This window comes from Streptomyces sp. NPDC048523, from assembly GCF_043199815.1.
Taxonomy (GTDB): Bacteria; Actinomycetota; Actinomycetes; order Streptomycetales; family Streptomycetaceae; genus Streptomyces.
In genome coordinates, this window is record NZ_JBICWQ010000011.1 from 77,225 (window position 1) to 96,141 (window position 18,917).

16 protein-coding genes are annotated in these 18,917 nt (G+C 71.9%); 9 read left to right on the forward strand and 7 right to left on the reverse strand.

Features of this window, described 5'->3' with window-relative positions; all coding sequences use genetic code 11:
* Positions 1-116: 116 nt before the first annotated feature.
* From ACGFWE_RS38150 to ACGFWE_RS38160, 3 genes are all read right to left on the reverse strand, one after another.
* Entirely contained in the window at positions 117-2,354 is a 2,238-nt protein-coding gene (locus tag ACGFWE_RS38150; RefSeq protein ID WP_393604768.1) for a molybdopterin oxidoreductase family protein, read from the reverse strand.
* Between the two features lie 77 nt (positions 2,355-2,431).
* A complete protein-coding gene (locus tag ACGFWE_RS38155) occupies positions 2,432-3,052 on the reverse strand; it encodes a TetR family transcriptional regulator (protein WP_393604770.1) in 621 nt (206 codons plus the stop codon).
* A 64-nt stretch (positions 3,053-3,116) separates the two neighbouring features.
* Positions 3,117-4,361, reverse strand: coding sequence for a hypothetical protein (locus tag ACGFWE_RS38160; RefSeq protein WP_393604772.1), 1,245 nt, complete (start codon positions 4,359-4,361; stop codon positions 3,117-3,119).
* A gap of 203 nt (positions 4,362-4,564) precedes the next feature.
* Here ACGFWE_RS38160 and hmgA point away from each other — a divergent pair, with 203 nt between their 5' ends.
* The 3 genes from hmgA to ACGFWE_RS38175 are packed head-to-tail and all read left to right on the forward strand — an operon-like array spanning position 4,565 to position 7,874.
* The gene (gene hmgA / locus ACGFWE_RS38165) at positions 4,565-5,902 is read left to right on the forward strand and encodes a homogentisate 1,2-dioxygenase (RefSeq protein ID WP_393604774.1); all 1,338 of its coding nucleotides are present in this window, start codon (positions 4,565-4,567) and stop codon (positions 5,900-5,902) included.
* Positions 5,903-5,929: 27 nt separating this feature from the next.
* Entirely contained in the window at positions 5,930-6,679 is a 750-nt protein-coding gene (locus ACGFWE_RS38170; protein WP_352390892.1) for a GntR family transcriptional regulator, read from the forward strand.
* Positions 6,680-6,719: 40 nt separating this feature from the next.
* Positions 6,720-7,874 (forward strand): type ISP restriction/modification enzyme, encoded by a 1,155-nt coding sequence (locus tag ACGFWE_RS38175; protein ID WP_393604776.1) that lies wholly within the window; start codon positions 6,720-6,722, stop codon positions 7,872-7,874.
* Here ACGFWE_RS38175 and ACGFWE_RS38180 read toward each other — a convergent pair.
* On the reverse strand, positions 7,871-8,611 hold the full coding sequence (locus tag ACGFWE_RS38180) for a TetR/AcrR family transcriptional regulator (protein WP_352390890.1): 741 nt from the start codon (positions 8,609-8,611) through the stop codon (positions 7,871-7,873). The genes ACGFWE_RS38175 and ACGFWE_RS38180 overlap by 4 nt on opposite strands.
* 63 nt (positions 8,612-8,674) lie before the next feature.
* On the opposite strand from ACGFWE_RS38180, the gene ACGFWE_RS38185 reads away from it, so the two are divergent.
* Both ACGFWE_RS38185 and ACGFWE_RS38190 read left to right on the forward strand, forming a co-directional pair.
* On the forward strand, positions 8,675-9,613 hold the full coding sequence (locus tag ACGFWE_RS38185) for an ATP-binding cassette domain-containing protein (RefSeq protein ID WP_352390889.1): 939 nt from the start codon (positions 8,675-8,677) through the stop codon (positions 9,611-9,613).
* A complete protein-coding gene (locus ACGFWE_RS38190) occupies positions 9,610-10,392 on the forward strand; it encodes an ABC transporter permease (RefSeq protein ID WP_393604779.1) in 783 nt (260 codons plus the stop codon). The genes ACGFWE_RS38185 and ACGFWE_RS38190 overlap by 4 nt, the downstream gene beginning before the upstream one ends.
* A gap of 97 nt (positions 10,393-10,489) precedes the next feature.
* On the opposite strand, the gene ACGFWE_RS38195 is transcribed toward ACGFWE_RS38190, so the two are convergent.
* From ACGFWE_RS38195 to ACGFWE_RS38205, 3 genes are all read right to left on the reverse strand, one after another.
* Positions 10,490-10,759 (reverse strand): hypothetical protein, encoded by a 270-nt coding sequence (locus ACGFWE_RS38195; protein WP_352390887.1) that lies wholly within the window; start codon positions 10,757-10,759, stop codon positions 10,490-10,492.
* Positions 10,760-10,885: 126 nt separating this feature from the next.
* A complete protein-coding gene (locus ACGFWE_RS38200; protein ID WP_352390886.1) occupies positions 10,886-11,710 on the reverse strand; it encodes an anti-sigma factor in 825 nt (274 codons plus the stop codon).
* On the reverse strand, positions 11,707-12,249 hold the full coding sequence (locus ACGFWE_RS38205; protein WP_352390885.1) for a sigma-70 family RNA polymerase sigma factor: 543 nt from the start codon (positions 12,247-12,249) through the stop codon (positions 11,707-11,709). Before ACGFWE_RS38205 ends, ACGFWE_RS38200 begins: the two co-directional genes overlap by 4 nt.
* Positions 12,250-12,455: 206 nt before the next feature.
* Between ACGFWE_RS38205 and ACGFWE_RS38210 the strand changes: the two genes are divergently transcribed.
* From ACGFWE_RS38210 to ACGFWE_RS38225, 4 genes are all read left to right on the forward strand, one after another.
* The gene (locus ACGFWE_RS38210) at positions 12,456-13,991 is read left to right on the forward strand and encodes a DUF4331 domain-containing protein (protein ID WP_393604782.1); all 1,536 of its coding nucleotides are present in this window, start codon (positions 12,456-12,458) and stop codon (positions 13,989-13,991) included.
* Positions 13,992-14,089: 98 nt separating this feature from the next.
* Entirely contained in the window at positions 14,090-15,574 is a 1,485-nt protein-coding gene (locus tag ACGFWE_RS38215; RefSeq protein WP_393604784.1) for a tetratricopeptide repeat protein, read from the forward strand.
* On the forward strand, positions 15,571-17,226 hold the full coding sequence (locus ACGFWE_RS38220) for a sulfite exporter TauE/SafE family protein (RefSeq protein ID WP_393604786.1): 1,656 nt from the start codon (positions 15,571-15,573) through the stop codon (positions 17,224-17,226). The genes ACGFWE_RS38215 and ACGFWE_RS38220 overlap by 4 nt, the downstream gene beginning before the upstream one ends.
* A gap of 105 nt (positions 17,227-17,331) precedes the next feature.
* The gene (locus ACGFWE_RS38225; protein ID WP_393604788.1) at positions 17,332-18,912 is read left to right on the forward strand and encodes a serine/threonine-protein kinase; all 1,581 of its coding nucleotides are present in this window, start codon (positions 17,332-17,334) and stop codon (positions 18,910-18,912) included.
* The last annotated feature ends 5 nt before the right edge of the window (positions 18,913-18,917 follow it).

Here is an 18,917-nt window from a genome sequence, read left to right on the forward strand (position 1 = left end):
CTTGAACTCCCACCGGAGTCGGCAGTGCGATGACGTTAGGACTCGTCAAGCGGCGTTAACAAGACGTTGACATGCGAGCAATAAGCGCAAAACTGCTGGTCACAGCTTTGCGCTGCTCACAGGGCCGCGACGGCGGCCAGTTTTACGGGGATGCCGTTGAGGACCGCGTTGCCGGAGAGCGGGTCGAGCAGGCTGCCGTCGAGGAGCTGGTTGACGTTGACGCCGGGGTCCTTGGCGGCGTGGCCGAGCCGGGTCCCGGGCCGGTCGTGGCCCCAGCCGTGCGGCAGGCTGACCACGCCGGGGCGCACCCCGTCGGTGACCTCGGTCTCGGTGACCACCTCTCCCCCGGCGCCCTTGATCCGCACCGCGGCACCGTCCTTCAGTCCGAGCCGCTCGGCGTCCTCGGGGTGGATGTGCAGGGTGCAGCGGTTGGTGCCGCCGGTGAGGGCGGGGACGTTGTGCATCCAGCTGTTGTTGGAGCGCAGGTGCCTGCGGCCGATGAGGACGAGCCCGTCGGCCTTGTGCCGCAGGGCCTCGCGCAGCCGGGGCAGGTCGTCCGCGATCGGCCGCGGCAGCAGCTCGACCTTGCCGCTGCGGGTCTTCAGCGGCTGCGGCAGCCGGGACCTCAGCGGTCCGAGGTCGATCCCGTGCGGATGCGCGAGCAGCTTCGTGAGGCTCAGCCCGTCCGGCCGTACACCGAAACCGTCGCCGTAGGGGCCGAGGCGCAGCATCATGTCGAGCCGCCGCTCGGGGCCGGTGTCGCCAGCGAGTTCGGCGGTGAGTTCGCCCGGCCCGCGGCCGTGCACGGGCGAGTGGGGGTCTTTGACGGCCTTGCCGAGGGTCTGGCCGATGACCAGGTCGTCGACGGCGGAGGGGTCGGCGCCGTGCATGCCGGTCGCGGCGAGGATCAGCCGGGCGAGGATCTCCGTCTCCGCCATCCGGCCGGGCTCCAGCGGGACGGCGGGGCGGGTGAAGCGGACCTGGTTGCGCACGGCGAGGGTGTTGAAGGCGAAGTCGTGGTGCGGGCTCTGGGAGGGCGGGGGCGGGGGCAGCACGACGTGGGCGTGACGCGAGGTCTCGTTCAGGTACGGGTCCACGCTGACCATGAAGTCGAGCGAGCCGAGGGCCTTGTCGAGCCGGTCGCCGTCGGGGGCGGACAGCACGGGGTTGGCGGCGACGACGACGAGTGCCCGGATCGGCTCGCCCTCCCGGGTCGCGGTGTCGATCTCCTCGGCGAGCGCGGAGAGCGGCAACTCGCCCTTCGCCTCCGGGTGTTGACTCACCCGGGAGTGCCAGCGCCCGAGGGCGAACCCGTGACTGGGTCCGGCGGGCCGGGGTGTCCGGTCGGTGGCGGCCTGCGGGAAGAGCGCGCCGCCGGGCCGGTCGAGGTTGCCGGTGAGGATGTTGAGCACGTCGACGAGCCAGCTGGCCAGGGTTCCGTGCGGGACGGTGCAGCTGCCGATGCGGCCGTATACGGCGGCGGTGGGGGCGGCGGCGAGTTCACGGGCGAGGGTGCGGATGACGACGGCGTCGACGTCACAGGGCCCGGCGACGGCCTCCGGCGTGAAGTCGCCGAGAGACGAACGGAGTTCATCGATCCCCTGGAGATGAGGCGTCAACTCCCCCGTGTCCACGAGGCCTTCCTCGAAGAGCGTGTACGCCATCGCCGCGAGCAGCAGGGCGTCCGTACCGGGCCGAACGGCGATGTGCCGGTCGGCGAGCCTGGCGGTGCGGGTGCGGCGGGGGTCGATGACGGTGAGGGTGCCGCCGCGGGCCTTGAGCGCCTTGAGCTTGCCGGGGAAGTCGGGTGCGGTGCACAGACTCCCGTTGGATTCCAGGGGGTTGGCGCCGATGAGGAGCAGGTGGTCGGTGTGGTCGAGGTCGGGCACGGGGATGGCGTTGGCGTCGCCGTACAGCAGGCCGCTGGAGACGTGCTTGGGCATCTGGTCGACCGTGGAGGCGGTGAAGACGCTGCGGGTGCCGAGGCCGGAGAGCAGCACCGGCGGATAGAGTGCGCCGGCCATGGTGTGGACGTTGGGGTTGCCGAGGACGACCCCGACGGAGTTCGCCCCGTGCCCGTCGACGACTGCCCGGATGCCGGCGGCGACCGCGTCGAAGGCCTCTTCCCAGGTGGCCTCGCGCAGCTCCCCGTCCCGTCGTACGAGGGGGGTGCGCAGCCGGTCGGGGTCCGCGTCGACGGCGCCGAAGGCGGCTCCCTTGGGGCAGATGAACCCCTTGCTGAACACGTCGTCTCGGTCCCCGCGGGCGCCGGTGACCCGGGTCCCCTCGATGGTGAGCGTCAGACCACAGGTGGCCTCGCACAGGGGGCAGATACGCAGAGCGGTGCGGGACACGGGTCCTCCCGGGGCAGCGGTGCCGGTCCGGATGAGCATACCGACCGGTAGGGATGGAGGGGAGGGGGTGTGGAGGGTCAGTCCAGAACCCGCGCCAGATAGGCCCGCAGCATTTCCCGGGCCTCCTGGATGATCCGTTCGTCTCCCTCGGGTGCCATCCGGAAGGCCAGGTGGACCAGGGTGTCGGCGGTTTCCACGGCGATCAGGAAGCAGCGGCGCAGCTCGTCGTCGGGTTCGCGGGAGAGGTAGCCGGAGAGGAGGTCGGTGAGACGGTCGGCGACGCGGTGGTTGGGTTCGGCGTGGCGGGCGCCGACGGGGATCTGGTTGCCGAAGTCGACGAGGGAGAAGCCGGGGGCGGTGCGCTTCATGGCGAGGTACTCGTCGAGGACGACGTCCATCGCCTTGCGCCAGCCGCCTTCCTCGCCCGACTCCTTGAGGCGTTCGGTGACGCCGGCCGTGAAACGCTCCAGGTTGCGCTGGGCGAGGGCGTCGGCCATCTGCCGCTTGTTGCCGAAGAAGCGGTACACCGAGCCGATGGGCACGCCGGCGCGCAGGGCGACGGCGCGGGTACTGAGGGCGTCGTAGCCGACCTCGTCGAGGAGGTCGGCGCAGGCGTCGAGGATTCTGGTCAGCCGTTCGGCACTGCGCCGCTGCACGGGGGCGCGGCGAAGCGAGGTCGCTTGGGGCACGGGCTTCATGATGCCTTTCCGCCGCGGTCCGGTGAACCCTGCCCCCTGGTACGGCTCCGGGGGCCTGAGCCACTCATCGCCCACCGCCGGGGCGTGCGCCGGCGCCGGCACTCGCCGCGAGCGACGGTTTCGCCGCCGTGGTACGGGCGCCGACCTGCGAGCCGGGGAGGCTTTTGCCCACGAGGGCCTGCACGTCCGCGGCCACGCCGGTACTGGTGCTCGCCGTGAGCGACGATCCCGCTGCCGCGGAACGGATGCCGACCCACGAGCCGGAGAGCCCCGCGCCCGCGATGGCCTGCCCGTCCAGGACCACGCCGGCGCCGCTGCTCGCCGTGAGCGACGATCCCGCTGCCGCGGAACGGATGCCGACCGAGCCGGAGAGCCCCGCGCCCGCGACGGCCTGCCCCTCCAGGACCACACCGGCGCCGCTGCTCACCGTGAGCGACGTGGCGCCCACCCGCAAGGCCAGGAGGCCGCCGCCCGCGCCTACGGCCTGCGCGTCCGGGGCACCCGCGGCTGTGCCCGCCGCGGCCTGCTCGCCCGAGGCCGCGCGAATCCTCGTCGTGAGCGGCGGCTCCGAGGCTCGACCGCCGACACCCGTGCCGACCCGCGATCCCGCGACACCGCCGCCCGCGCCCAGCACGCCCCGCGAACCCGCGACACCGCCGCCCACCACGACCCGCGGGTACGACACGCCCCCGCCGCCCACCCCCGCGATCGGCTGCGCCTCCAGGGTGTCGCCCGCGCTTCCCGTGGGCCCCGGTTCCGACGCCCCGCCCTCCATGGACCGCGCCCCCGAGCCGCCGCTCCCCGTTGCCCCCGGTTTCGATGCCGTCACGTCCGCCGTGCTTTCCACCGGGGTGCCGTCGACGGCCCAGACGGTGCCGTCGTCGGCGTAGAGACGGGCCGTGACCTTGTGGGTGCCCTGGGGGACGTACGCGGACGCGAGGCGGTAGGACGGGGTGCGCAGGGTGGTGACGGGGCGGTCGTCCACGAAGAGGACGGCGACGCCGCGGCCGGAGACCGCCTTCGCCTTCGTCGCGGCGGGCGAGAAGGTGAAGTTCTCGACGGTCAGCCGCACGGTCCAGCAGTCGTCGGTGGCCGGCTGCACCTCTATGCCGACGTCGGGGGCGTTCTCCGGGTCCACCTCGCGGTAGTGCCGCCCCTCGTGATCGGTGTCGTCGAGGACCTTGCCCACCGGTGAGACCGACCGTCCGTCCTTGCGTTCCTGTGCCCCATGGGTGCCACAGCTCACGGATCCGGTCACCAGCAGGACACAGACCGCGAGCAGGGCAAGGAGTCCCCGCGTCCACGACATGCCGGGGAGCGTAGAACACAGGTCCGACACCGCGAATCCCCCTGGGGTCTGGTTCTCCTCCTCCCTGAGGAGGTCACGGGCGGGACATCGGTTCCAGGGAGCGGCCGGGGAACGGCCGGAGAACGGCCGGGGAGCGCCCTCTTGCGCCGGCCACACCGCAATCCTACGGTGTTCCATAGGAATCAGACCGCAAGGGAGCGATCATGACCGGGGACGCAGAGATCACGCGCGGCGACGCACGCAAGACCGCCGAGAGCCTGACCTACCTCTCCGGCTTCGGCAACGAGCACGCCTCCGAGGCCGTCCCCGGCGCCCTCCCCGAGGGCCGCAACGCCCCCCAGCGCGCCCCCCTCGGCCTGTACGCGGAACAGCTCAGCGGCACGGCGTTCACCGAGCCGCGCGCCCACAACCGCCGCTCCTGGCTGTACCGCATCCGCCCCTCCGCCGCGCACCCGGCGTTCACGCACACCCACCACGGCCGCATCCGTACGGCCCCCTTCACCGAGTCGGTCCCGGACCCGAACCGGCTGCGCTGGAACCCGCTGCCCGAGCCCGCCGAGGGCACCGACTTCCTCGCCGGCCTGTGGACACTCGGCGGCAACGGCGACGTCACCCAGCGCACCGGCATGGCCGTGCACCTGTACCACGCCACCGACTCCATGGACCGCGTCTTCAGCGACGCCGACGGCGAGCTGCTGATCGTCCCGGAGCGCGGCGGGCTGCTGCTGCGCACGGAGTTCGGGCTGCTCCATGTGGAGCCGGGCCACGTGGCGCTGATCCCTCGTGGGGTGCGCTTCCGTGTGGAGCTCCTCGACACTTCCGCCCGCGGTTATGTGTGCGAGAACTATGGAGCCCCCTTCCAGCTCCCGGACCTCGGCCCCATCGGCGCCAACGGCCTCGCCAACCCGCGCGACTTCCGGGCCCCCGTCGCCGCCTACGAGGACGTCGAGGGGCCCGTGGAGGTGGTCAACAAGTTCTGCGGCAACCTCTGGACGGCGACCTACGACCACTCCCCGCTCGACGTCGTCGCCTGGCACGGCAACCAGGTGCCGTACGTCTACGACCTGCGCCGCTTCAATGTCATCGGCTCCATCTCGTACGACCATCCCGACCCGTCGATCTTCACCGTGCTGACGTCCCCGTCGGACACCCCGGGGTTGGCCGGAGTCGACTTCGTGGTCTTCGCGCCGCGCTGGCTGGTCGGTGAGGACACCTTCCGGCCGCCGTACTTCCACCGGAACGTGATGAGCGAGTACATGGGCCTGATCGAGGGGGCCTACGACGCCAAGGCGGAGGGCTTCGTGCCCGGCGGCGGCTCGCTGCACAACATGATGTCGGCGCACGGCCCCGACCGGGAGACCTTCGACCGGGCGAGCGCGGCCGAGCTGAAGCCGCAGAAGGTCGACGACGGGCTGGCGTTCATGTTCGAGACGCGCTGGCCGGTGACGCTCACCGCGCACGCGGCCCGGGCGGACCACCTCCAGCCGCACTACGACGACGTGTGGCGGGGCATGGAGCGTCACTTCCGCCCGTTGCACTGACCGATCCGCGAACGGTACGGATAGCCCGTGACCTCCTTCGCCCCGGACTCCATCGTCCTGAACCGCAAGCTGCCGCTCTGGTACCAGGTGTCGCAGTCCCTGCGCGCCTCGATACTCGGCCGCACCCCCCAGGACCCGCTCCGCCTGCCCACCGAGGAACAGCTCGCGGGGCACTACGGGGTGAGCGTGCTGACCATGCGGCAGGCGCTGAAGGAGCTGGAGGACGAGGGGCTGATCACCCGTCACCGGCGCCGGGGCACGTTCATCGAGCCGGGTGCGACCAGGGGCACCCCGGTCCGGCTGCTCGGCTCGGTGGACGCGATCGTGGCCCAGCAGTCCGGTATGACGACCGAGCTGCTGGAGCACGGCAAGTCACCCGTGCCGCCCGAACTCGCCGGGCACTTCCCGGAGCTGGACGAGGTGGCGTCGTACCACCGGCTGCGCAGCGACGAGAAGACGGGCGAGCCGACCAACCACGCCCGCAACTACGTCCGGCCCGAACTGGCCGCCCGCATCGACCCGTCGGACCTGCTGCGCTGGCCGATGACGAAGGTGCTGCGGGATGTCGTCGGGGCGGACATCAGCCGCATCACGGACACCGTGGAGGCACGCCTCGCGGACCCGGAGACGGCTCGGCTGCTCCAAGTCCCGCTGCTGAGCCCGATCCTGCACTACACGGGGGTCACCTACGACACCGGCGGCCGGGTGCTCGACGCGGCGGTGATCCACTACCGGGGTGACCGCTTCTCCTTCACGGTGACCCTGGACGCCACATGAGCGCACCGGCCCCGACCGACTGTCGGCGGGAGGTCGTACGATGCCCAGCGTGACGCACGACGACGCTCCGCAGCTGGCGGACCTCATGCCGTGGTCCGTCGCACCGCCGCGGCTCGGCCGGGGGTGGCCGGCGGGCCCCGACGCGGCATCCCTGAAAGCCCGTTGGGACGCCCTGCTGAAGGCCGAGGGGCCCGACCGGGAGGCTCTGTTCGAACCCACCCGGTCCCGCAGCCTGCGCTCCGCGGTCGGACAGCTTCCGGGGCGCACGGGCGGCACCGAGAGGCTCGCGCGCGCCTCCGGCCCCTGCCCGGAGCCGGTACGGGTGCTGCACGCGCCCTTCGACGAACAGTGGCTGATCCCGGACCACCGGCTGATCGACGCGGCCCGGCCCGAGCTGTGGCGGGTGGCGGACGACGACCAGGTGTTCGTGGTGGAGACACCCACGGACGGTCCCGGCCCCCAGCTCCTGGCGACCTCGCTGCTCCCCCTGCTCCGCCCGGGCCGCATCCGCCCGCTGTACCGCCGCCCGGGCGGCACGGAACCCAACCTCGCGCCCGGTCTCCTCGAGCACCTGCGGACCCGCCTGAGCGTCCCGGTGGAGCCCCTGGACGTGCTCGCCTGGATCCTGGCGGCGGTGCGCCCGGACCTCACCGTCCCGCTCACCGACGACCCCGAACTGTGGGCCCGCGGTGTCGAGTGGGGCCACCGCGCCCTGTGGCTGATGCGCCGCGACGGCGACCGCCCGAAGCTGCCCGGCGGCCGCCGCCCGTACGTGCGCGCACCGCTGCCGTCCCGGCCCCTGATCCTGGACTACGACCGCGACGAGGAGGCCCTGCTGCTGGACGAAGGCCGCGTCTCCCCCGTACCGCCCAAGGCCTGGGACTACGAGGCGGGCGGAGCGCGAGTGCTGGAGCAGTGGTTCGCGGCCCGGATCGCGGAACCGGAGCCGGGCACGCTGGCCGCCATCCGCCCGGCGACCTGGCTGCAGGCGTGGACGTCGGAACTCCTCGAACTGATCACCGTGCTGGCTCTGCTGGCAGATCTCCAGCCGCTCCAGGACGAGGTGACGTCACGGATCACGGCGGCCGGCCTGCGCGGGGCTGGGGTACTGCCGGTCCCGGACTCGGCCCGAAGGCCGGCGTCGGTCCTGGACGGCCACGAGGAGGGCCCGGAGGGCCAGCTCGCCCTCCTCTAGGTCCCCCAGGTCCTCTGGGGCTTCTGTACCCTGGGCTCGAAGCCGTCCAGGACCCGCTCCAGCATCCGCTCGAACACCGCGTCCAGATCGATCGGCCCCGCGTCCTCCATGAACGACGCCGCCAGCCGCGGATACGCCCCCGACGCCACCTGACTGCCCAGGTACGCGATCCGCACCGCGTTCTCCTGCTCCTGCGACCACGGCAGCGACCGCACCCGCTCGGCGGTGGACAGCTCGTTGGAGACGTACGTCGTCACGCACCCGTTGAGCATCGCGACCAGCTCGATCTTCGTGCCGTAGGGGGCCTCCAGCGGATCGAGGCAGGCGAGGCAGTGCTCCAGATAACGCAGGGCGTTGGGGCTGAAGCCGTACGCCCCCGACATGAGCCGCGGCATCCAGGGGTGCCGGTGCATCAGCGCCTTGGTCTGGCGGGCGTTGCGCAACATGTCGGCCCGCCAGTCACCCGTGGGCTCGAACAGCTCGTGCTCCCCGCCGACCGCGTCCACCATCAGCTCGTGCAGGTCCTCCTTGCGGGGGACGTAGTTGTACAGCGACATCGTCCCGCAGCCCAGTTCGGCCGCGACATGGCGCATCGACACCGCGTCCAGCCCCCCGGCGTCGGCCAGCCGCACCGCCGCCGCCGCGATGTCCGCCCTGGTGAACGCGGGTTTGGGGCCACGCCCCGTCCGCTCGGGACGCGACCAGATCACTTCGGGTACGGCCGCTCGGCGCGCCATCGATCATCACCTCGGCCACCATCCTAGTTACGTACAGCGTACGTAGTGCGCTATGGTCACCCCATGACTTCTACGTACGCTGTACTTAGTGAAGGTCTGGAGAAGCGGTTCGGGGAGGTCCATGCCCTGCGCGGCCTCGATCTCGCCGTCCCCGCAGGCACGGTCTGCGGGCTCCTCGGCCCCAACGGCGCCGGCAAGACCACGGCCGTACGGCTGCTGACCACGCTGCTGCGGCCGGACGCCGGCTCCGCGCGGGTCGCCGGACACGACCTCGTCAGGGAACCGGAGGCCGTACGGCGCGCCATCTCCGTCACCGGGCAGTACGCGTCGGTCGACGGGGACCTCACCGGGCGGCAGAACCTCAAGCTGTTCGCCCGGCTGCACCGGGTGCGGGGGCCGGCCGAGCGGGCCGCCGAGCTGCTGGACCGCTTCGGGCTGGCCGGGGCCGCCGACCGGGCCGCGTCCACGTACTCGGGTGGCATGCGCCGCCGCCTCGACCTGGCGGCGAGCCTGATCCGCCGCCCGGAGATCCTGTTCCTCGACGAGCCGACGACCGGTCTCGACCCGGCCAGCCGCAACCTCATCTGGGACGCCGTGCGCGATCTGACGGCGGACGGCACGACCGTGCTGCTGACCACGCAGTACCTGGAGGAGGCCGACCGACTCGCCCACGACATAGCCCTGGTGGACAGGGGGCGGGTCGCGCACACGGGTTCGCCGGCCCAGCTCAAGGCGCTGATCGGGACGCACGTCGAGATCGTCGTCGCGGACGCGGACCTGCTGGTGAAGGCGGCCGGGGTCCTCGATCAGCTCACCGGCGGGGAACCGTCGTTCGACCACGACCGGAACGCGGTCGGCGCCGTCACCCGGGACGCCACCCTCACACTGCCCCGGCTGGTGCGTGAACTGGACGCGGCGGGAGTGCCGTTGCTGGACGCGAGCATCCGGCCGCCGACCCTCGACGACGTCTTCCTGCGACTCACCAAGGAGCTCGCGGTATGAGCACGCTGACCCACGACGGCACCGCGATGCTGGGCCGTCAGCTGCGGCGGGTCCGGAACAATCCGGGGCTGCTGATCCTGACCCAGACCATGCCGATCACCATGCTGCTGTTCTTCGGCTACGTCTTCGGCAGCGCGCTGCCGATGCCGGGCGAGCAGTACCGGTCCTACCTGGTGCCGGGCCTGCTGGTGGCGACGGCGGCGAACGGGATCATGACCGGGATGTTCCAGGCGGCCCAGGACGTCCACCGGGGCGTGACGGACCGGCTGCGCACCCTGCCGATCAGCCGGGCGGCCGTGCCGCTGGGGCAGTCGGTCGCGGACGTGGTGGTCACCGCCGCCGGGACGGTGCCGTTCCTGCTGGTGGGGCTCGCGGTGGGCTGGCGCGTCGAGGGATCCGCGCTGCAAGCGGTGGGTGCCGCCGGGCTGCTGCTGCTGTTCCGGTTCGCGACCACCTGGATCGGCATCTTCCTCGGCCTGCTGACCCGCAGCGAGGAGGCCGCGGGACAGCTGGGCGGGGCGACGTTCATCCTGCCGCTGCTGTCGAACGCGTACATCCCGGCCGAGGGGCTGCCCGGGTGGCTGCGCACCCTCGCCGAGTGGAACCCGATCAGCGCGGTGACCACGGCCCTGCGGGACCTGTTCGGGAACGCCCCGGTGCCGGAGGGGGCCGCCTGGCCGGTGGCGCATCCGATCGCCGGGTCGCTGATGTGGTGCGGGGTGCTGCTCGCGGTCTTCGCGCCGCTCGCCGTACGGAGGTACGCACACGGCGAGGGGTGAACGCCTCTTGCCGGGAGGGGAGTTCGGTCACCTGGATCGTGCTGCATGCCGTGGGGACGACGGGCAGGATCGCAGCACGATACCGGGCGGCGAGGGCTCAGTGTCCGCCGAACAGCGAACGGCGCAGTCGGCGCAGTGGCGCGAACAGCGAGACACGGCGAACCCGCGCACCCCTGTCACTGCGCTCCTGCTTGGTGCTGTCACGCGCGGTCAGCTCGCGCATCAGTGACGTCGCCTCGGCCGCCTCGCGCTGCGGGACGGCAGGTCCCGACAGCACCGAGAGATGGCGGTCGAGGCGCGAACTGGTCGCGCTGCTCCCGCAGGTGATCGCAGGGACCCTCGCCCTGCGCACTGTTATCTGTTCCATGTCACTCCCCACCCGTACGAGTCCACCCGGCCCGGGCAGGGTAACCCTATCGCCCCGTCGGGGCACACGTGTATCGGCGTCACAGGATTCACCTTCCCCGCAAGGGTGTTGACGACCCCTCCATGATTACTCTCCGAATCCTGCCGATTTCAGGGCGAGTTGGACAATCGGCTGGGTAGTGGGCTGTGGTGACCCACCGTCGGGCTCGACCGTCACAGCGAGTGATGTGGCGGACTTGTCGAGTCCGCTCGCGACCAAGGGCGTGTCGGCGGCGAAGAGCCCGAGGGAGCGCGGTTGCTCGTCGGGGCGCATGACCCACAGTTGACGCACGCGGCCGCTCGGGGGCGCCTCGTACCCGCTCAGGGTGACGACCGCGCGTCCTTCGGCCGCGGAAGCGACCACTGCGATACTCCGGCCCTGGGCGTCCTGCCCCCGACTCGACCGGGCGTCCGCGGCCTGGAGAACGTGGGCGATCTCACTGGCCTGGGCCCTCTGCGCGTCCAGTTCGTCCTGGGTCCGGTTGGCCTGGACGGCGAACAGGGAGGCGACGACGAGGGCCGCGGCCGCGGTGGCCGTCGCGAAGGGCGCGAACAGCGGCCGCCTCTGACGCTGCCTGGGGGGCGGCTGCGCGCCCCAGACATGCGGCGGCAGCTGCGACCTGCGCGCACGGGCCGGCTCCGGCCGCACACGGGCCGGTTCGGGCCGTACGGCGGGCTCCTGCGGGATGGTGCGTACGGCGGACAGCACCCGGTCGCGCATCGCGAGCGGCGGCGGGGCGGCGGCCGACCAGGCGAGCCGTACCGCGTCCTCGGACAGCACGCGCACGTCCGCCGCACAGCTGTCGCAGTCCTTGAGGTGCCGCTCGAAGCGGGTCCGTTCGGCGGGTTCCAGCGCGTCGAGGGCGTACGGGGCCGCGAGGGAGTGGAGGTCTTCCCGGCGGAAGAGGCTCATGCCGCACCTCCCAGGCACTCCCGCAAGCGGGTCAGTCCGTCACGCATCCGTGTCTTCACCGTCCCCAGCGGCAGGCTGAGCCGCTCGGCCACTTCACGGTACGTGTAGCCGTCGTAGTAGGCGAGAGTCACGGACTGGCGCTGGAGTTCGGTCAGCCGCTCCAGGCACCGGCGCACCCACTCGCGTTCGAGGCCCGCCTCGACCTCCTCGGTCACCTGGTCGAAGGCGGGGTGATGGGATCGGCGTGCCTCGCGCTGATCGCGTTCACCGGCCGCGCGGGCGCTGCGCACCCGGTCGACGGCACGGCGGTGCGCGAGGGTGAGGACCCAGGACAGCGCGCTGCCCCGGCGCGGGTCGAACCGCGCGGCGGACCGCCAGCATTCGAGCAGCACTTCCTGCGACACCTCCTCCGACTGCGCCGGATCACGCACCACACGCCGTACGAGCCCGAACACCGGCCCGGCCACGAGCCCGTAGAGCTCCTCGAATGCCCTCTGGTCCCCTCCCGCCACGAGCATCAGAAGCTCGTCCGCCTCCAACTCGCCGCCCCCTCCCGCAAACCCGCACCTGGGCCGTCCCGTCCCACGAGGTACTCGCAACGCACACACCTCCGTACGGGGTTACGGATCAGAGGGCCGAAAACGCGGGTCGAGCAGCAGAAAAGAAGTTTTGAGATTCGACCAATCCGGCCCGCCCACCACTCCGAATCACCGGCGTCAGGCAAGTTGGACTGAGGACGGACGGCATGACACCTATCTCCAGGAACGGCTCGGGACGCAGCAGCCTTGCGACCCTCATCTGTGGCGCGCTGGCCGCCGGTGGGCTCGCAGCCGCCGGCGTGGCCACGCTGGAACCCGGGGCGGCCTCCGCCTCCAGTCACCGGGAGGCCCCGCTGATCTCGGGCGACCCGCAGTACGACAACACGGACGTGTACGCGTTCGTCAGCCCCGACAAGCCGGACTCGACGACGATCGTCGCCAACTGGATCCCGTTCGAGGAGCCCGGCGGCGGCCCGAACTTCTACCAGTTCGCCGAGGACGCGCAGTACGACCTCCACATCGACAACAACGGTGACGGTCAGGGCGATCTGCTGTACCGCTTCACCTTCAAGACGCATGTGAAGAACAAGAAGTCGTTCCTGTACAACACGGGCGTGGTCGAGAGCCTCGACGACCCGGACCTGAACGTCACGCAGACGTACGACGTCGAGCTCTTCCAGCTGAAGAACCAGAAGGTCAAGTACAAGACGAAGATCGCGGACGACGTCCCGGTGGCGCCGTCGAACGTCGGCAAGGCCTCCATGCCGAACTACGAGAAGCTGCGGGACCAGGCGGTCTACAAGCTCCCCAACGACTCGGCGTCGTTCGCCGGCCAGGCCGACGACCCGTTCTTCGCCGACCTGCGCGTCTTCGACCTGCTGTACGGCGGGAACCTCACCGAGGTCGGCAACGACACGCTCAAGGGCTACAACGTCAACTCGATCGCGCTGCAGGTCCCGACGGACATGATCGCCGAGTCCTCGCACCAGCCGATCGTGGGGATCTGGTCCACGACCCAGCGCAGGAACGCGCAGGGGTACTACTCGCAGGTGTCGCGCCTGGGCAACCCGCTGGTCAACGAGGTCGTCAACCCGCTGAAGGACAAGGACAAGTTCAACGCGTCCTCGCCGTACGACGACGGCCAGTTTCTGAAGAACGTGACCAACCCCGAACTGCCGAAGCTCATCGAGGCGATCTACAAGATCCCCGCCCCGAAGGAGCCCCGCAACGACCTCGTGGACGTGTTCCTCAAGGGTGTGAAGGGGCTCAACCAGCCTCCCTACGTGCGGCCCGCGGAGGAGCTGCGCCTCAACACGTCCATCAAGCCCACCGATTCTCCGAAGCGGCTCGGTGTGCTTGATGGCGACAACGCCGGGTTCCCGAACGGGCGTCGGCTGACCGACGACGTGATCGACGCCTCGCTCCAGGTCGTCGAGGGTGAGCTGGTCGGGTCCAAGAACGACCTCGGTGACGCGGTCGACAAGAACGACAAGGACTTCGAGAAGTCGTTCCCGTACGTGGCACTGCCGACCGAGGGATCCCGTGGGCCGCTGGCCAAGGGCACGACCTCGGGCAACGACGTCCGCAACCAGCTCGGCGACGCGCTGTCCCCGGCGGGTGCCTCCGGTTCCTCCGACAACATGAGCCTGATCGCCGGGTCCGCGGGCGCGGGTGCGGCCGGGATCGTGCTCATCGGAGCGGCGCTCATGTGGTGGCGACGGATGCGGCGGCGGGCCTACTAGGCCCTGCTGTCCCCTTCACTGGCGCGGCCCGCACGTACTCATCCCCCACGGTGCGGGCCGCGCCGCACACACGATCACGATCTGACGAGGAGAGGGCAATGTCCGGCTCTACGACCGACAGCGCACCCGAGAACGAGCACGACGGACCGTCGGAGACCGTGGCGCCCTCTGCCCATGAGCCCTCTGCTCAGGAGCCGCCTGCTCAGGCCGACGAGGAGAAGGTCGCCGCCGTGCGGCGGGTCTCGGAGGCCGGGCGGCGCTGGCGGGCGGCTCAACTCGCCGGATGCGCCGCCCTGTTGGCCGTCGCCCTGACGGGTGGGTCGATCGCCTTCGGGGCGCTGCGGGACGGTGGTACCGCGACCGTCGCCAGTTCGTCGTCGGCACTCTCCCCCGGCCTCATGGCGAGTGGGGACCTCGACGCGGGCATCAGGGCGATCCAGACCCATCTGCGCGCCCAGCCCAAGGACTTCGGCAGCTGGGCCACTCTCGGACTCGCCTACGTCGAGCAGGCACGGACCAAGGGGGACCCCTCGCGGTACCCGCAGGCCGAGCAAGCCCTGAAGAGGTCACTGGAGTTGGAGCCCGACAATGACCAGGGACTCACCGGTCTCGCCGCCCTCGCCGCGGCCCGGCACGACTTCAAGGGCGCCCTCACGTACGCCGACAGGACGCTGAAGCAGAACCCGTACAACGAGCGGGCCCTCTCCTCCCGGATCGACTCCCTCGTCGAACTCGGCCGCTACGCCGAGGCGTCGAAGGCCGCGGACCTCGCGGACGAACGCCGTCCCGGCATCCCGGTGTTCACCCGCTACGCCTACGTCCACGAACTGCGCGGCGACGTCCGCACCGCACGCACCGTCCTGGAGCGCGCCCTGTCGACCGCGACCACCCCGGGCGACATCGCCTACGTGGCCAGCGCGCTGGGCCAACTCGCCTGGAACCAGAGCGACTACGACACGGCCCTGTCCGACTACGCCCGCGCCCTCGCCGCCGACGACGCCTACCTCCCGGCGCTGGAGGGCAGGGCCCGCGCCCAGGCCGCGAGCGGGGACCGCGCCGCCGCGATCAAGGGCATGGAGGCCGTCGTGGCCCGGTATCCGCTGCCGGGGCCGCTCGTCGCGCTCGGGGAGCTGTACGAGGACCGGGGCGGTGACGGCGACAAGGCGAAGGCGGGCGACCAGTACGCGCTCGTGGACGCCTGGACGGCCCTCGCCCGCGCCAACGGCGTCAACGCCGACCTCGACACCGCGATGGCCGCCGCCGACCACGGCGACAAGGCCGCCGCCCTGCGCGCCGCCCGCGCCGAGTGGGCCCGCCGGCACACCGTGCACACGGCGGACGCCCTCGCGTGGGCCCTGCACGTGAACGGCCGGGACAAGGAGGCCCTGCCGTACGCCCGGCAGGCCACCGCCACCGGCTACCGCAACGCCTCCTTCCTCTACCACCGCGGGATCGTCGAACTCGCCGCGGGCGACGAGAAGGAGGGCCGGAGCCTTCTGCATTCCGCCCTGAAGCTCAACCCCGGATTCTCCCCCCTCGGCGCCCGCGAGGCCCGCAAGGCTCTCAAGGAGGCCTCCGAGTGAAGCCCCGCCGTCTGTTCGCGTCCCTCACGGCCGTCCTGACGGCGGCTTGTGCGCTCGCACTGCTCCCTTCCGGCAGCGCGAGCGCCCACCCCCTCGGCAACTTCACCGTCAATCGCTACGACGGTCTCGTCGCCGCCCCTGGGCAATTGCGCGTCGACCACGTCGAGGACCTCGCCGAGATCCCGGCCACCCAGGCCAAGCCGGACATCGAGAAGCTCGGCATGACCGAGTGGGCCGCCCGGCGCTGCCAGCAGGCTGCGGAGGGCGGCAAGGTCACCGTCGACGGCCGTACGGCCGCTCTCACCGTGCGGACCAGCCACGCGCGCGTGCGTCCCGGTCAGGCGGGACTCGACACCCTGCGCGTGGAGTGCCAGCTGACCGCCCCGCTGCCCGAGGACGCCACCGTCACGCTCGGCTTCCACAGCGCGGGCACCGACTCCGGACCCGGCTGGCGCGAGATCACCGCGCGCGGCGACCGGATGACGCTCACGAGGTCGGACGTGCCCGCGAAGTCGGTCTCGAACGAACTGACCACCTATCCCCAGGAGTTGCTCTCCTCGCCCGCCGACACCGTGACCGCCGCCCTCCGCGTGCGGCCCGGTGGAGCGGCCCTCGGTGAGGAGCGGTCGGACGCCCCCGCCGCCTCCGTGCTGCCCCGTGGCGCCGACCGCTGGACGCGCGCCCTGGACTCCCTGGTCGCCCGGCACGACCTCACCGTCGGCTTCGCGGCGCTCGCCCTGCTCATCGCGGTCGTCCTCGGCGCGATGCACGCGCTGGCCCCGGGGCACGGCAAGACGCTGATGGCCGCGGTGGCGGCGGCGCGCGGCGGCAAGGCCCGGATGAAGGACGTCCTGCCGCTGGCCGCCTCCGTGACCGTCACCCACACCCTGGGCGTGGTCGCCCTGGGCCTCCTCGTCACGGCCGGCTCGGCGGCCGCGCCCTCGGTGATCGCGTGGCTGGGCATCGCGAGCGGGGTGATGGTGACCGCGGCGGGCGTCACCCTGCTGCGCCGGGCCCTGCGCACCCGCGCACACCAGCACGGGCACACGCACGACCACCCCCACCCGCACCCCACCAAGAAGCCCGAGGAGCGCGAGCTGGTCCTGGTCGCCGCCCACACGGAGACCGCCCGGGCGACGGCGGAGGCGCACCCGCACCCCCACACGCACGACCACGGCCACACTCACGATCACGGGCACACCCACGATCACGGGCATCCGCACCCTCACGAGCACGACCACGACCACGGCCACACCCACGCCCTGGAACACACCCACGGCGGCTTCACCCACACCCACGCCGTCGCCCCCACCCTCCGCGGCACGCTCCTCCTCGGCTTCGCCGGCGGTCTCGTGCCCAGCCCCTCCGCGGTCGTCGTGCTCGTCGGTGCCGCCGCGCTCGGGCAGGCCTGGTTCGGACTGCTGCTCGTCGTGGCGTACGGCGTCGGGCTGGCCCTGACCCTGACCGCGGCCGGATTCGCCGTCGTCAGGCTGGGCAGTGGAGTCACACGGCTGCTGGACAGGCGCCCCCGCCTGGCCGCGAGCCCGATGACCGCGCTGGTGCGCAGGACCGCGCCCCTGATGTCGGCGTTCGTCGTGGTGGCTCTCGGGGCAGGGTTGGTGCTCAAGGGGGCGGCATCCGCACTCGGCTGAGCTACTTTTGTACAGAAATGACGCGTACGGAAATGACCCATACAGAATTCACGCGCGACATCACGCGGAGTGGAGATTTCGCCCGGATGCGAATGGGGGACGCCCGTGTCCGAAGAACCGGGCAGTGAACGAGTGATCGCGGGCCGCTACCGCCTCCTGTCCCCGCTCGGCGAGGGCGGCATGGGAACCGTGTGGCGAGCCCGCGACGAGGTGCTGCACCGCGAGGTCGCCGTCAAGGAGGTGCGCGCGCCGCACGGCCTGGCGACTCACGAGGTGGAGCGGTTGTACGCCCGCCTGGAGCGCGAGGCGTGGGCGGCGGCGCGGGTCGCCAACCGCAATGTGGTGACGGTGTACGACGTGGCCACCGAGGACGGCCGCCCGTGGATCGTCATGGAACTGGTGCGCGGTATCTCGCTCGCCGAACTCCTGGACGCGGAGGGCCCGCTCAGCCCGCAGCGGACCGCGCACATCGGTGCCGAGGTGCTCTCCGCGCTGCGCGCCGCGCACGAGGCCGGGGTGCTGCACCGGGACGTGAAGCCCGCCAACGTGCTGCTGTCGAACGACGGCCGAGTGGTGCTCACCGACTTCGGCATCGCCCAGGTGGAGGGCAGTTCGGCGCTGACGATGACCGGCGAGGTCATCGGCTCGCCCGAGTTCCTGGCCCCGGAGCGGGCGCTCGGCCGCACGCCGGGCCCGGAGTCCGACCTGTGGTCGCTGGGCGTGCTGCTGTACGCCGCCGTCGAGGGAAACTCCCCCTTCCGGCAGAACACCCCGCTGAGCACCCTGCGCGCGATCGTGGACGAGGAGCTGCCGCCGCCGTACCGGGCCGGTCCGCTCGCGCCGGTGATCGAGGGGCTGCTGCGCAAGGATCCCGCGGAGCGGCTGCCCGCCGACCGGGCGGAGCAGGAGCTGCGGATCATCGGGGCGGGAGGTACGCCCCGGGCGGACGCCGTGCAGGCGGGGCCCTACGCCCCGACCGTCGCGGCGCCCTTCCCGCAGGAGCCGTCGACGGCCCCGTACCGACCCGTGCCCACGCCGACCTCCACTCCCACCGCGCGCTCCCGGCCCCCGGAGCGCAACCGCCGTGCGACCGTCGTCCTGGTCGCGGGCGGGCTGGCCCTGGCGCTGGCGATCGCGGGGCTGACGTACGCGCTGCTGAACCGCGACAACGGCGACCCGGACGGGGCGACCGCCAAGGACAGCAGTCCGGCGGTGAGTTCACCCGCACCGACCACCTCGGACGAGCCCAGCGACACCCCGTCCCCGAGTCCGAGCAAGAGCACCACGAGCGCGCCCCCGCCGCAGTCGGTGGACGTCTCGCTGTCGGGCTCGCACACCGACTACACGGGCAGCTGTCCGCCGGACAGGTCCGCGGCCCCCACCTTCACGGTCACGCTGACGGTCGGCCGGCTCCCGGCGACGGTGACGTACCGCTGGGTGTCGGAGAACGGTTCGGTGAACGGCAGTTGGAAGACGCTCAGCTTCCCGGCCGGTGGTGACAGGACGCAGGAGGAGCGGCGGTTCGTCACCACGCAGGACGACAGCGGGACGTTCGAGGACACCATCAGCGTGGAGGTCCGCGATCCCGTGGAGAAGACGTCCGACCCTGTGCCCTTCTCGTTGACCTGCGTGGCGGAGACCCCGACCGGTACCACCGGCGAGGCCTCCCCCACTGCGTCCCCGTGAGAGGG